Below are 17,698 nucleotides of genomic sequence, written 5' to 3' on the forward strand. Positions count from 1 at the left end.
TTAGGGGCTCTTATTTTGTTATCTGTATAAAGTGAAATGTCCTACAAACTCACGTGCATCTTTCTCGTCATTTAATTTAAGAACATACCAGTAATCTCCTGATGGTAATTCGGCACCATTGTATCTACCGTCCCATTTTTGACCGTAGTGGTACTTGGCAATTACACGACCGTATCTGTCGAAGATTGAGAATTCAAGGTTGTTGTAAATGTTTGTACAACCAGGACCCCAAGTGTCATAAACACCATCTCCGTTTGGAGTGAAGTAGTTGTCAATACACACATCCACATAAACTGCATGAACTGTTATTGTTGCTGTACATCCGTTTTGGTCTCTTACTACTACTACATAATCTCCTGTTTTGTAGATTTTGTATTTGGTAGAAGAAGTAAACGGCTCTCCGTTGAAACTGTACTCGTAAGCAGGAGCTCCACCGGCTGCTGTTACCGAAATGATGTTCATTTCAGGTTTTTCTGTAGACTCAGCGATTGTTAACTTCTCGTAAGCTCTGATCTCAAAACTTGCTGTTGGCACTTTACATCCATTCGTATGTCTTGCTACAATGTAGTGCGTTCCAGGAGCAATATTGGTAAAGATATTTGCTGCCTGCCAAGGACCCACATCACTATCAAGTGAATAATCTATTTGTGTAAGATCTGTATTGCTCTCATCTACTGAAACGGTTACCATATTTGTTTGAGCGTTGTTCACACAATCATAATTGGTTACGGTAGTTGGATCAAGAACAACCGGTAAAGGCATGTTTTCTACAAATTCATTCACACATCCCTGAGCATCCTTAACGTAAACGGTATGAACTCCTCCTGAAAGATTAGTAAAATCAAATATAGTTTGAGTTGCCGTACCTTGTGTATACGTTCCGTTTTTATTGTCAAGACTTACGCTATACGGTGCAGTACCTCCTTTAACTTCAATACTGAATGCTCCATCTTTATCTCCTTTACAAACTTCCGGAATCATAGAGTTTGGAAGTTCTGTAACGATTAAAGGTTTTGGCTGAGTGATTTCGATCTCATCGATAACATAACAACCATTTTCATCCTGAGCTATAACCGTATATTTACCCGGTGCAAGTTTATCAAAAGTGTTTTTAACATCAAACTGATCTAAATCCGGTGATATTGCATATTTAATAACTCCTGTACCACCTGTTGCAGCAACTACAATCTGACCGTTACTTTCTCCAAAACAAGAAACATTGGTTGGTGTAAATGTAGCCTGAATAGCTGTAGCAGGTTGTTTAATTTCGATAGCGCCTGATGTCGCAGGACAATCACCACTAGCTACTTTTACAACATACGTTCCTATTGGAAGATCTTCGAATCTGCCAGTAGGCTGTGCCGGTCTAACCACACCACCTGCATTATTTTCTAAAGTATAGATATAGTTTCCTAAACCACCTTTTGCATTTGCTACAATAACTCCTGTAGCTTCGCCCATACATTTTACTACTGCATTGGTCACATCCAATTCTATTACTAATGGCTCTAATGGATCGATTTTAACTTCGTTAGAAATTTTCGCCACACAACCTTTAGCATCTTTTACATAATATTGGTATTTACCTACCGGTACCGCGAAGGTAACAGAAGTTGCAAATGAACCAGTTGTTGTTGTAAAAGTCTGATCGGTACTGTATGTATATGGCCCTGAACCTCCTGTTGCACTTAATGTAAGTGTTGATTGTGTATTACAAGTTTGTGTGGTTGCCAGCACTAAATTTGGAACTACTTCTGTTGGTTCTGTAATCACAACATTTGCAGATGTTGCCGAACAGGTGAATCCATCAGTAACTGTGATACTGTAAGTTCCTGCCGGTAAGCCTGTGAACACAGGGTTACTTTGTGGACCTGACGAAACAACCGGATTTTCTGACAACATGTTCAAGGTGTACATATAGTTACTTCCCTGACCACCTGTTGGAGGGTTTACCGTAATAATTCCTGATCGGTCTCCAAAACATGGCAATACTGAAGCTGTTGCTGTTGCACTAACCACAATTGGATCCGGGTTTTTCAACGATTGTGTTGCTGATGCCTGACATCCTTTACCATCTTTAGCAATAACGGTGTAGTTACCTGCTGATAGTCCGGTAAAATTACCGTCAGTATTATTGGCAATAACTGCTCCATTTAATACTAACTCATATTGGTAATTCGTATCCCAACCACCTGTTGCACTAGCTGAAATTTCGCCATCATTATTACCTGCCACACAAGTAATTTCAGATTTTGTTGTTGTTACCACTAAAGCCGCACTAGGCTGTCCTATTGAGAAAATAGTTGAAACTGAACAATATGGTTTACCTACTAAAGTAGCGTTTACCGTATACTGACCTGCAGGAAGACCTGTAATAGAAACCGGACCAGCATCTGCTGAACGGGTCAATGGTGTGTTTACCGGACCTGTAATTGTGTAATCAAATATACCTGCATCATCACTTGGAAGTTTTTGATTGTCAACAAAAGTTAAGTTCACACTTCCATTAGCAGTTCCAAAACAAACCTCAGCTACTACCGGAGTAGCTTTAATTTCGAATGTATTTGGATTAGCTACATAATGCGCTTTCTCGATTATACATTTTGTATCCGTATTTTCAACTGTAATTAAATAGTTACCAATTGGCAATCCTGTAAATACTCCTGTTGTACTATTACCGGTAAAAGTGCTTCCGCCTATTCCTTTAATGCTGTATAACAACGTTGGTGTACTACCTGGTACCGCTGCTGTAAAAGCTGTTGTAACAGTAATGTCCTGATTGTTTACACAAGTAATATCTTTATCAATTGTTACGGTAATATCGTCCAGGCTAATAAAAGGCGCAATTTTCATTATTCCTACAGATGATCCAACACATCCTTTACTATCATAAACATTTACAGAATAATCTCCACCTCTAAGATCAAATACGGTATAGGTATTTGAGATACTATTTTGAACTTCAACTCCGTTTCTCATGAATTGGTATAGAACAAAAGTACCAGATCCTCCAGTTACAGTATTTACTGTAATTGTCGCATTTGTATTTGTGTTTGTTCCCGCTGTACAAGCAAATTGAGTAAATACAGGATCCGTAACAACAATTGGAGTCGGCTCAACAATTTCAACATCTTTTAAATCTCTACAACCTCTTCCAGATGTAACGATTACTGTATATTGTCCTTTTGGTAATCCTGTGAACACATTTGAGGTTTGATTAGGTCTAATAACAACAGGTCCCGCTGTAACACTGTAATAGTAAATTGGATTGTTGTTTTTACCTGTTTCATCTATAGATGCTGTAATTGTACCGTCTGTATATCCTTTACAAGTAACATCGGTATGAGTTAAAGCAAATCCTTCAATTGGCGTTGCCTTTACCATATTAAATTTAACCGTTCTGGTACAACCTGTAGTCACATCCGTTACCGTAACTGTATGATCTCCATCACCAATATTGGTAAATATTCCTGATGTCTGACCAAAGTTACCATCTAAGCTATAGCTATAGTTTGCTGGGGTTGAACCACCAGAAGCTGTAGCTGTAATAGCTCCATTGTTAGTATTACAATCTGGTAAAGCTGTGATCTTAACATCTAAAGCCAGAGCTGGGAAAATATTCACTACAGCTGTCGTTTTTACTTCACAACCGTTTCCGTCTTTCACAGTTACATCATAAGTACCAGATGTACTTACTGTAAATGTTGGGCTGGATTGGAATCCACCACCAATACTATATTCAATTGGTGCTACACCTGTAACTCCAGTAATCGTAAAGGTATACGTTCCGTTTAATGGATCCGGACATTGGTTAAATGGTGCCACTGACGGAGTTGTTGGTAATGCATCTTCCACAATAGTTTGAGTTTTCATTACCGGACATCCGTTAAGGTCTTGTACATAAATATCCCAATTTCTATTGGCTCCATTGTTCGTATCAACAGTAATAACATTATTTGTTCCAAAAACTGTAGGAGCCGCTGACAATGCAACAACTGCAGCATAACGATAAGCAGGAGTACCTCCGGTTGCTGTAATCGTTATTTGAGCCGTTTTATTGTTACAATTTGTATTTGTAGCAGTAGATGTAAAATCTAAAATTGAAGGCTCTTTAATCTCAAAATCAACAATCTGATCCTGACATCCTGAAGTTCTGTCTACTACTGTAAACGTATACTTACCTGCACCTAAACCTGTGTAGCTTATCACATCACCTGTTTTAGTAGCTGTACCAGCAAGTGGTGCTAATGAATAGATATAATCAGCAGGCGTAATATAACCGCTTACAACAAATGACGCTGTACCGGTGCTTCCTGCATTACATAACACATCCGTTAACAACTGAGTAGTCGCTTTAATCTTATCAGATTCTTTAATCACGATCGCTTTAGTCGTACTACAATTATTAGCATCAGTAACTTTAATTTGATACGTATCCGGTAATAATCCAGGGAAAATACCGGTTGTATTGTTAGTAACAGCCGTTGCCGGTGAAACTATTTCGTATTTGTAAGGACCTACACCACCTGTTACTGTATTTACGGTCGCAGTAGAAACTCCTCCCATAGTATTACAATAAATTGGTGTTGCTGTAATGTTCATATCAGTAGGAGGCGTGTAAGGATTTACCGTTACGCTTCCTGAAGCTCTACATCCATTGGCATCAATTACCACGTAGAACACTGTTTTAGGAGCCGTTATAGTGCTTACTTTTAATATTGAAGCATCTCCAAAAGTAACACCATTATCAAAACTGTATTTGTATCCCGGAGTACCGTTAGTAGCTGTTAAAGTTACCATAGCATCATCTGGTGCACTAGTTAAATTGCAACTAAATGGAGTAACCGCAGCACCAACATTCAAAATAGTAGGCTCTGAAATCAAAACTGTTTTATTAACCACACATTTCTTAGCATCTCTTACGTATACCGTATAAGAACCCTGACCTAATGTTCCGAAAATATTCGATGCCTGATATGTTGTACCGTCGATACTATATTCGTAAGGAGCAAGTCCGCTACCGGCAGTAATTGTAATACTTCCGTCGTTTCCTCCATTACAACTTACGTTGAATTCCGAAGTAGCTATAGTAGGCATCACGATAGGATTCACCACTACAGGTTTTGAAACTGACTGACAGTTTTTACTATCTGTAACTCTAAAAGTATACGTTCCTGGAATATTAGTTGTGTACGGAGATGTCGTTGCTGTAAACGGATCTCCATTAAATGAAACTTCATAGTTAGTATACACTGTAGATCCCTGAGTAGCTGTCAATGTAATCGTAGCTACGTTAGGAGCCGCACAGGTTAAATCCTGAAGTACAGCGTCTAATAACAATTTCTGATCCAATTGATAAACATATGGAGTTGCTGCATCACAACCGTTAGCATCTCTCACGTAGAACGTGTATGAACCCGGTGCGTTAAGCACAAAGTCAGGACTTGTTTTAAATCCGTTACCAATACTGTAGGTTAACGGACCAACACCATGACCTACCAAAGTAACATTTACCGGAGAACCATCGTAACAAACGCCCGTAATTGGGTCGATTGTTGGTTTAGGGTCTGTCGCAATAGTTAATGGTAACTGAGCAATACATCCGCTAGCATCTTTTACATAGGCAATCCAAACTTTAGATGGGTCTAAAACAACATTCGGACTAGGTTTGTAAGCTCCCAGTGCCGGTGCCGTTGGACTTTCAGCGAAAGCGTAAGTATAACCAGGAGTTCCTCCTGAACCTACAACGCTTACTTTTGCACCAAAATTACAATTCGCATTAACATTAGAAACCAATGTTAATAATAGTGGTGTAGCCGGTTCGCTAACATCCACATTTGCTGTTGCAACACAGCCTGTAGCCACATCAACAACATCTATTTTATAGTTCCCTACCGCTAAATTAGTAAGGGTAACTTTCGGGTTAGTATGTGTACCTGCAACCGCAACTCCGTTAATAGAATAAGTATAAGTTCCTGCAAAGTTGCCTACAGTAAACTCAACAGAACCATTAGGTGTTGCTGCTACTTCGTTACAACTTACATCTTTAATTAATTGACCAGAAACGGTAATATTGGTTACTGGTTTAATTGTTAATGACTTTTGGAATGAACATCCATTAGCATCTGTCACTTTGAAAACATAGGTACCTGGCAATAAACCATTGAAAACATTTACAGTACCGTTGTCTACTGCGTTTGCAGTTGGTGAAACGATTTCATAATTCGTAATCGCATATCCACCCGCTACTGTAACTGTAATACTTGTTGTAGGAGCATTACAAGTAATTGCAGCACCTGTAAAAGTTAAATCTGTAATTTTTTTGTACGGATTAACCGTTACTGTATCATCAAACAAACATCCATTAGCATCTTTTACATAATAGTGAATCGTTTGTACTGCACCATTATCTAATACGGTTAAGGTATTAGCGTCAAAATAGTTAGCAGAACCATCAAAATTGTATTTGTAAGGTGCTGTTCCTGTACCTGCTGTAACATTTACTGTTACCACAGCTGGCTGTGCAACATTACTTGCATTACAAGCGTAGTCTGTAACCGCTGCAGTGGCATCAAGAGCTACTGGTTGTGTTATTACAACCGGAGCTGTTAAATAAAGACATGATTTGGCATCTCTAACTGTAATTACATAATTACCAGCCGATAAACCTTTAAATATATTTGAAGGTTGGAATGGAGATGAAATCGTACCATTATTCCAACTGAACTCAAATGGTCCCACACCAGAAGTTGTATTTACGGTGATAGATCCATCAGCTCCACCATTACAACTAACATTTGTATGTGATGTTGTAACTGTTGGAGAAGGAATTGCTTCTAATTTGAAAGGTACTTCTGCATAACAAAGTGTTGTATTATTAGCATCCGTTACTCTAAAAATATAATCTCCCAATGCACTTGTTGAATGTACGTTTGTCGTTGGTAAAAATGCTCCACCATTGTATGAATAAGTATAAACATACGAAGGGGCAGGAGTTGTATTTCCTCCACTTGCTGTTAATGTAATTTGAGCAGCAGGACTTGTTGTACAATCCAGTTCTTTAGTAACATCGGCTTTTATTTGTAACTGAGGATATACGATATAGTCAACATTAGCCGTACAACCGTTAGCATCCTGAATTACAAGATTATAAGTTCCGGCAGCATTAAATGTAAAACTTGGAGTTGCCTGGAAAGCACTTCCGTTTACACTATACATCGCAGGACCTTTAGAAACCGTTCCACTATACGTTATTGTAAATGCAGTACCATTGTAACAAATAGGTGCCGCAGGAGCAACAACTGTTGGATCTACATCTTTAACTAATGTGATAGAAGCTGGTTTTATACATCCGTATGCATCTTTCACATAAACAATATAATCACCCGCATCTCTGTTAAAAGTGCTATCTGGTGCCCAACCTGCAGTTGCCGCTGTTGGTACCGGATCAGTACTCAATAATAACTGATAAATGTATGGTGCTGTACCATTATGGCCGATAGCGCTTATAACACCTGAAGCAGCATTACAATTTGCATTTTTAGTAACAGAAACCGTAACTGACAAGTCAATTGCAGATTCTGTAATGTTAAATTCTTTACTGGCAACACTACATCCTGCATTTGTTGATCCTGCAGTTTCTTTAACCACAATGATATAATTCCCAAAAGGAAGCGGACCTAAATCAGTAACTGTAAGTGTACCATTTGCTGCAATAGTTCCAGAACCTGTCGCCGGAGGAACCACAGGGGTTAGGCCTAGAGAATTTAAAATTTCATACGTTACATTTGTTGCTGACGGATAAGTACTATCAATCGTAAATGAAACTTTACCATCTTTAGCTCCTTTACAGGTAATATTTTGTTCTACTACATTATTAACTTTTAATGTTGAATTAGTAGGAATCATAAATTCCGCTGTTTCATAATAGTAACAGCCTGTTCCCTGATCGTGTACGATAAAGGTATATTTAACACCCGGCAATAAATTAGGTATGGATGTCTTTTTACTTTGGAAACCATCTTCATCATACCAAGGCAAAGTTGTAGGAGCAGTATACACCATTCCCGGACCAGTATAAACTGCAAAATGGAAAGGACCATTACCGGTTATATTTGTAGATCCGGCTCCAATTGCTACAACTGCAGAACCCAATGAAGAACAATCTGCAGGAGGAGGAGTTACGGTAATATCTAAATCTTTTGGTGGCGAAGCAATTAATATGTCTTTTATCACATTAGTACATCCATTTGAATCAGTAACAATAATCTGATATAAACCAAAATCAACAACTCTGAAAACAGCAGCAGCACCTGTCTGCCCACTGATTTGTTGGTTATAACCATTTACTCCCGTAACATGATAAGTGTAATCTGGAGTTCCACCACTAACTGAATTAATGGTTATCTTACCAAGAGATTCCCCATTAGAAGCATCACATGTAATTGAGGTAGGTGTATAGTCAACAACAATTTTAGTTGGCTCAGCAATCGTGATATTCTGAGTAGCAAAACATCCTTTTGCATCGGTTACTGTTACCGTATAATCTCCGGCTGTTAAACCTGAAGTCTGAGTACCATAATCCTTACCTGTTGTGTTATTTACAACCTTATACACAAATGGAGCTAAACCTTTTGTATTATCAATTGTAATTACAATAGCACCATTTGAATCACCATGACATAAAAGTGGTGTAGTACTCAAATTAGTAATTACCGGATCAACTGTTGGATTCACCACAATTGGTGTCGTTGTAGTGGCGGTACAACCATTGGCATCTGTTACTGTAAAAGTATATGATCCAGGTGTATTTGTTTCGAAAATATTTCCTGTGAAAGTTCCTGTAGCAGGAAAACTTGTATAAGTATATAAAGCATTGTTCCCGTTAGTAGCAGTCAAAGTTATTCGGGCTGCTGTAGGAGCTTTACAAGTAATATCTTTATCTAGTTTAGCTGATAAAGTTAATTTATCAAAAACTGTAACAGCTGTACTTGAAGCTCTACAGCCATTAGCATCCTCAATAATTACTGTATAATTACCCGGAGTTGTAACCGTAAATGTATTTGCTGTTTGGAAAGAAGCTCCATTATTAATACTGTATTTTACCGGAGCAATAGTGCCCGCACCCGGAGTAGCCGTAATTACAAATGCAGTTCCGTCACCAAAACATTCTCCGGTTGCCGAAGCAGTAACGGTTGGTGTTGCATCTTTAATAATTGTAATATCTTTTTTTACAGTACAGCCATTTGCATCAATAATATGAACATCCCAATCTGCAGTCGCAGGATCAAGATAAGCAACATTACTGTTTGTATAGGCCGTTACAGGAGTCCCGTCTGGTACAAATGCATATCTATAAACGGCAGTTCCTCCTGTAGCAGTAACTGTTACTTGTGCATTTGGAACATTACAATTAGCATTTACAATTGCAATTGTTGCATTTAATGGTTGTGCCGGCTGTGTAATGTTTATCGTTTTTCCGGCAGAACAATTTGTTGTTTTGTCTTGAACTGTCAAAGTATAACTTCCCATAACTAATCCGTTTAGGGTAATCACATCTCCAACTGTTGAAGTTGTATAAGGTAATCCTGCAGGAGTAGACGTTACTGTTACGGTATAATTTCCTGTAGCGCTAAATCCTGAAATAGTGAATCTTGCAGAACCCGTATTTCCTCCATTACATAAAACATCGCTTAATTTAGATTCAGCAACTGCAATTGGAGTTAATGGAAGTACGGTATAAGACTGAATAGCAAAACATCCGTTTGCATCTGTTACTTTAAAAGTATAAGTGTCTGCCACTAATCCCGTAAATACTCCAGTTGTAGCACCTGTTACGTTTGAAGTTGCAGAAGCCGGTGCTGTAATAACATAAGCCAAAGCCCCTACTCCATTTGATGTTGTAACAGTTACAGTACTGGTAGTACTTGTAGATGGTGAGCATAGAATTGCACTACCTGATATTGAAACAATAACAGGAGGATCCAATTTCTTAATGGTAATTTGCTGAACCGCAGTGGTACATCCTTTAGCATCTTTAACAGAATAGCTAATGATTTGATCTGCACCGTTATCATTTACTGTTAACGTATTTGCAGCAGTATAGCCACTTCCGTTAAAACTGTACGTATAAGGAGCTGTACCGTCTGCTGCTGTAATGGTTACAGTCGCAGATTGTTTTGTATTAGTAACACTACAAGTAAAGTTAGTAGCAGTAGCACTTGCTGTTAATTTTATAGGTTCACCTATTGTAACATTAACACTTCCTGTACATCCTTTACTGTCTTTTACATAAAAAGTATAGTTACCCGCTGCCAGATTTTCAAATAATGAAGTCGCAACATAAGTCACATTATCATCACTATACGTATATCCACCTGAACCATTAGCACCTGTCAACTGAACTGTACCTGTTGCAGAACCATTACATGAAGCATCTACTTTTACAGCAGTTACTGTTGGAGGAGCAATAGGAGCAACAGTCGCAGATGTTGTTGTAGAACATCCGTTTGCATCTGTAATTGCAAATGTATATTTATCAGCATTAGCAGAAGCAACAGAAATTGTAAACGATGTTCCGGTAACATTAATAACGCCACCAGCAGTTCCTGAACCTTTCGCTACAGTATATGTATATGGAGTTTTTCCTCCGCTAATATCAACTTTAATCGTTGCGTTTGGAGTTAGACTACAATCTAATTCTTTAGTAACCTCTGCTAAGGCACCAACTTTAGGATAAACTACTACAGGAACTGCAGCAGCTGTTGTACAACCATTTTTATCTTTTACCGTTACAGTATAAGATCCTGCACTTACTGTAAAAGTATTGCCAGACTGGAAATTAGTTCCATCAATACTATACGTTAAAGGCACTAATCCTGTAGCAGTAGCTGTAATTGTAAAACTTGAAACTGATCCTGTCTGACATTGATTGTCAACCACCACACCTGTAATAACCGGTTTAGCGTCAACATCAATTTTTATAGGGAAATTATCCAAACAACCGTTTGCATCTTTTATATAAACTACCCAGTTTAATACTGTTCCGTTAACGGTATTAGCGGTTAAAACATTATTTGAATCATAAACTGTAGGTACCGAAGCACCTTGTCTTGCTATAGCATAAGTATAATTTGGTGTACCACCTGTTCCGGTTGCTGTAACCTCAGCAGTAAATTTGTTACAATTTACTGTGGTTGCAGAAGCTGTAACATCAACAGCTGCAGCTGACTGCGTTAAAGTTACTGTATAAGAAGACTGACATTTCGTTAATCTGTCTGTTGCAGTAATAGTATACGCCCCTACAGGCTGAGCAGTAGGAACTGCAACGGTAGTTGTAGCTGCACTTACACCAGTTGCTTGCTGAATGATTGTATTGGCAGCGTTTTTAATAACATAATCATATCCGTTTGCCTTAACACCATTTACGGTAAATTCAATCGTTCCTGTAGAACCAAAACATTGAATACTTGTAAGCACTGAACCACCTGTAATAATATCTGACGTCGCTTTAATGGTATGTCCTTTTGTGAATGAACAATTGGTAGCCGTATCAGTTGCCTGGAAGATATAATCTCCCGGAGTCAGTGATGTAAAGTTTCCGGTTGTATTGGTCGCAGGGTTAAATCCAGCAGGACCAGAAATAATCTGATAGATAATATTTGCTGTACTTCCTGTTTTTACCGCTGTCAATGTTACATGTCCACCAGCTGGAACTGTAGAACAATCATATCCACTATCAACAATAGTGATATCTGTAATTGGTTCTAAAGCACCAATTGTAATTGATAATGGTCCAAACTGACAGTTATTTGCATCTCTAACATATGCCGTAACTGTTCCGGCAGCTGTTGTTGAGTAAGTATTCGTTGTTGTAAAGTTTGCCGTTCCGTTGAAACTGTAAGTATAAGTACCGGTTCCTCCAGAACCAGTAACTGTAACTACCGCCGGTACAGTACTTGGCGTACCACATTTAATAATTGTAGCTCCAATAGTTCCTGATACAGCAGTTGGCTGCGTTAATGTAATATTTCCAACAGCAGAAGTACATCCTTTACTGTCTCTTACCTGATAAGAATAGCTAATATTAGGATCTAAGCCGGAATGTAATGAAGTTGTTGACCAACCTAAATTATTAAAATTGTACTCATATCCGCCTGAACCTCCTGCTCCAACTAACTGCACACTACCATTTCTAAGACCATTACAAGTAATTTGTGTTGGATTAGCAGTAACTGTTGGATTTGTAATTGGACTAATTGTAGCATCTATATAAGCTTTACATCCTTTAGAATCTGTAATTTCAAAAGTATAAAGTCCGGCTGTTGGTGCAGGATAATTAAAAGTATTACCTGCAACATTTACACTAGCACCATAAGAGCCAGCGTCTTTTTTAACTTTATAAGTATAGGCCGCAACACCATCCGTAATGTCAACTTTAATCGTAGCATTTGGAGTTGTACAATCCAATGTTTTTGTAATAGAAGCTGCTGCTTTTAACTCAGGAGCAATTACAATTCCGTTTATAGTAATCGGACAATTATTACTGTCTGTAACTGTAATAGTATGTGTTCCTGCTCCAACATTTGTAAATGTATGGCTGGTTTGTGCAGGTGCACCATTTAAACTATACGTTAGAGCTCCGGTACCTGTAGCGGTAACCACAAGAGTTGCTCCTTTAGTACCGGTAACACAATAGTCACTAGTAGCTGCTAAAGATGCTGTTGGCATTGTTGGTGCAACAACATTAACCTGTGCAGATGCGCTTGAAGAACATGTATATGCATCACGAGTTACAACTGTATAGGTACCGGTAGGAACATTTGTAAATACACCAGAAGCCTGAAATGCAGTAACTACTGTAATACCGTCAGCCTGTCTCAATTCATATTGATATGCCGGAGTTCCACCTCCTGCAACAGCCGTAATCGTTGCTCCATTTGTACAAGTAGCTGTTTTTGTAACACTTGCCGTAATTGTTAATGCAGCAGGAGTACCTACCGGCTGATCGAATGGGAAACTACAAGTTCCGGCTTTATTATCATAACGAATTAAAATATTATACGTTTTACTCGTCAAGTTTTTAACGGTAACCGGTGAAGTTTTAGAATTTACCCATGTCGCACCATTATCTAAAGAGTAATCAAAACCATAAGTGGCATCAAAATTTTGTGCAGATAAGGTAATTTCTCCATTATTAGCACCATTACAGGTTACATCTTTATGACCTACGATTGAAGCTTTAAATGCTTTATCTGTTCCAATAACAATTGGGAAATCTTTCTCAGCTCCACAAACCTCCGGAATCTGACGTACCCAAATATCATCAACCGCTAAATCATTACCAGAAATAACCTGACTGTAGGATAAGATAACAAAGTCAAGAGAAGTATTATTTCCGGGATTTAAAGTTAATACCTGGCCACTTCCAAGATCAGTTGTATTATGCCATTTCTCATCTCTAGGAATACTTTGTGTATCTTTTGAGGCTCCCGTTATAACAGTTCCATTTTTCTGAAGTTGTATCGTTAATCTTGGAGAAGGTAAATTATTATTTTTACTTAATAAGTTAAGCATATAAAGTGATACCTGTATGTCCTGATTTGGGATAACATCATTAATAGTTTTTTTGTATAAAACACCACCTATTGGTACCACACCTCCAACATTAACGGCTAAAAATCTTCCGTCTTTTATTTGTGGTGTATTATTAATAACTGCCGTATTATCTTTAGGCAGATTCCAGTTAAAACCAGCTACGTGCTGTGGCAACAGAGCCTGAGTCACAACATATTCCCCATCATTAAGCAAAATTGGCATATAACCTCCAATACCGCAATCTTCTACAGCATCTTGTTTTTCCCAACAATAATTAGGGTGAATACCCGGAGTTGTTGTGTCTGGTCCTCTGCCAAAATCTTCTCTTAACAAGTTACTGTAAGTAGGTACAGTAGTTACTTTGTACTTAACCTTTATAGTATGAGTCCCGGAAGGAACATTTGTAAAGACATTATTTGTAATTGGAGTATTAGGCGTTCCGTTAATATAATACTCGTACGTATAATTATTTGACGGATTTGTAACCGTAACCGTAGTTGATGCCATACCATTACATCCAAAAACAGGATCAGCCACAGTAATCGTTGGATCAGCAGGTTTTGGGTCTAAAGTAACCTGATAAGGAATTTCGAATATACAGCCTAAAGCGTCTTTAACCTGTAAAATAAAATTACCCGGCATAACGTCTTTTTCATTTGATGCCTGCCATGTAACACCACCATCAAAACTAAATTGATAAGCAGGTGTTCCACCCTGAACGTTATTGATACGCAGTTTTCCTCCCTGGTTTGCACCGCTACCGTCAGGTAATGTACATCCGGCCAAAGCAGCAACTCCGGCAGAAGCCGAAATAGCAGAAGTTGGTCCTGTAATCGTTATCTTTTGTACAGGATCTGTACAATATTTAATTGGCGTTCCAATACCATATCTTACAACAACATCATAAGTTCCCGGCTGTAAGTTAGAAAAAACAGGATTGGACTGAAAAGTAACACCTCCATTGATGCTATACCCCATTGTGTATCCATTTGCTCCAGCTGTAAGTTTTACTTCTATCTGAGAGCTTGCATCATAACAATTACTATTGGTATGATCAATTGTATAAGCAGGTTTTGCATTATCAGGAACTGTAATTGTTCTTGTTATCGTACAGTTGTTTTTATCTACAATTTTAATGGTATAAAGTCCCGGAGCTGTTACTACAAACTCATTACTGGTTTGAAAAACAGTGTCGCTGTTTATAAAATAATTATAAGGTGAATTACCTCCTTCTGTTGTGATTCTAATTTTTCCATCACTACAGGCAGTCAGAGGTTCTACTAAAGCAACTGTCGCTTTATATTCATTCCAAACCTTACCAACATATATATACTTAGTGTCTTTACAACCGTCATCTGTTGTAACTTCTACAACATAATTCTGATCTGTATTTAGATTATCAAAAGTATATTCAGAATCTGGTACAGGTCCTACACTTGACAATAATGTTCCATTATTATAAAGTTTATAATAATATTGTGCATTAGCATCATTTACTGCAACTTTAATTTTACCTTTTTCACCATAACACAATGGCTGTGTTACCTCTTGTACTACGTTAAAATTTCGTTGTCTGATTTGAATATTCGGAACTGTAAAAATACACGTGTTTCCTGTTACACCTGCTAATCTTATATAAACGGTATAGAAACCTGCAGTAGTAACATTAAATACATTACTAGCCTGATAAGTTGTACCATTAATACTGTACTCATATCCGGCAGGAACACCTCCTACTGTAATCGTACCAGCTTTACCACAAATAATATCTGTATGTTTCTCTGTAGGACTTAATGAATTGGTGAAAACATTAAAGTAAAAACGGTTAAAACAACCTCCGGCATAATTTAATGTTAATCGGTATTGCCCGGCAATTTTAGCCAGGTAATTTGGTCCCGTTGCAACCTGTGTCCAAGTACAAGAAGTACCTTCATTGGCACAATTTGGACTACTTGGCGCTGTACAGCTTGATTCATCTAATTTTTCCCAAACAAGGGTAGAACCATCTGAGATATGCGTTTCAATTAGTCTGGAATCATTTGCACCACATAAGAAAAGATTAGGTAACTCTTTTCCATTGTTTGGACAAATTAAGACCTCTCCTTTATACGGAGCTTTTGCATAAGGAATTACAGGGTTTGTATTTGTAGCACCAAATCTGGTTACTGTAATGGCCTGATAGATTGATCTACAAGGCGCAGCAGCCAAATTGTATACATAATAAGTTCCCGGATCTTTAACCGTAAGTGTTTGTCCTGTTCCTATTTGTTTTGTACGCGCTTCGTCACTGTACCAGGTATAACTTGTATATCCGTTTGCAGCAACTAAATCTACCGTGTCTTTACATAACGTAACATTTGCTGTATACTTACAACCATCAACACCCACTAAAAAGTTAGTCGCTTTTGGAGTTAATATACATCCTGTATTTGTATTGACACTCGGATCATCCGAAATTTGAAAATCAGGATTTAAAGTTCCTTTATAAGTGGCATATGCTGAGTTGTCGATACTATTAGAACATGCTTCACTCAAGGAATTACAATCCGGAACAACTTTAACTTTAAAGCTGATCACTTTCTCTGTTAGAGTATTGGCTTTAACAACAGAATCATCTACCTTAAAAACAATGCTTCTGGTTGCAGGATCATAACTTTGTACCGTTACCCCAGCCGGAAGCGGGTTTAAATCTCCCGGATAATTAAATATAATATTGATTGGCAGCTGATCTCTAATGGTTAAAGATTTTGCATCATCATTACCTGAGTTTCTAATACCAATTTCATAATTTAATTGTTGTCCCAGTACTACATTCTGGCCTCCAATATCCGTTCCTGCTGAATTTTTAACAATTTTCGTCAGTACAATATGAGGCTCGATAATATCTACCGCAAATGCATTAAAATAATAAAAGTAAACGTCCTGAGTACTTCCTAATCTAATATTTGCCGAAGTCTCATTATTATCAATAACAATACCTCCCGGTTTCAAAAGGGTACCGGGGTTATTAATATTTAAAATACCCGCATCATACCCTAAGGTGTTAGTACTGGCAGGGTTTCGATTTAAGAAATCTTCTGTTTTATCCGTAGCCGGATCAACGTAAGTTACACTACTATTAAAGAAGTTATTTGAAGCTCTGATAGCTGTATTTGCTGCATTTGTAGCACTAATTGGAATTCCGTTAATTTGCAGATAATCCCCTGCAATCGGCTGATCCCCCTCTAAAGCAGCAAAAGCGAATTTTACACGAACCGGGCCTTTAGGAATGGTCTTGAACCCTGAAACAGGAATATCTAAAGTAGTTGCCCCTCCAATTCCGCTAAAACCGTCAAATGATGTAATATATTTAGCTGGCAAAGTAGGGTCTTCATAAACGATAAAAATAGACCAACCTGCTGATAAACCCGTCCCTCCATTAGAACCTTCACTAGACTTAACATTTGCAACGGTATACAAACCTTGTGCATTAGCCTGCCCGGTCACTAAAGAAGTAATATCTGCATAACATGCATATGCTTTGTTATTGTCACCACCAATTGGGGCTGCATTAGCATCATACACGATCTGACCTGTAATATCATTATAACCACCTGTTGGTAGTTTAAGCTTTACTTTTTCAATGCCTGTACGATCATTTTGCTGTAGGATCGCTCCCCAATACAAACCTGCATAAACAATTTTATAACAAGCCGGTTTGGGCACCGTTAAAGTCGCACTACTCGAACTGAAAGTACTGTTGTCATTATCGATATCAATATATTCCATACTGAAATCAGAATTGTATCCGGAACCATTATAGGCATCTTCCGGATCCCTGTTATTGGTATTTCTATTTAGAATATTATTACCAATAAGCAACATGTCTCCTTTTAGCCTCTTGTCAAATCTCGGAGTAAATGACTTAAGATTCTGAGAAATTACAAAGTAACTTTGAAAGAAAATCAAAGCTAATAAAATCAATCTTAGGTTAGTAGGTTTTTTCATAATCTTCATTTTGTTTTTGCTTCTCTTTTATTTTTTAAGGGGCGTTAAAAAATAAATCAAAGCATTCTGAAACATTTATAATAGATGTCCTTCTCAAAAATCAAGAAGAACGGGG

The 17,698-nt window shown here is 37.9% G+C and carries 1 protein-coding gene; it reads right to left on the reverse strand.

Features of this window, described 5'->3' with window-relative positions:
- Positions 1 to 18 precede the first annotated feature (18 nt).
- On the reverse strand, positions 19 to 17,583 hold the full coding sequence (locus OLM58_RS07215) for a T9SS type B sorting domain-containing protein (protein ID WP_264531766.1): 17,565 nt from the start codon (positions 17,581 to 17,583) through the stop codon (positions 19 to 21).
- Positions 17,584 to 17,698: the final 115 nt, after the last annotated feature.

It is taken from the genome of Flavobacterium sp. N502540, assembly GCF_025947365.1.
Classification (GTDB): Bacteria; Bacteroidota; Bacteroidia; order Flavobacteriales; family Flavobacteriaceae; genus Flavobacterium.

Coding starts and splice junctions, on each gene's coding strand:
- OLM58_RS07215 (WP_264531766.1), bottom strand. CDS start 17,583: ATGAAAAAACCTACTAACCTAAGATTGATTTTATTAGCTTTGATTTTC.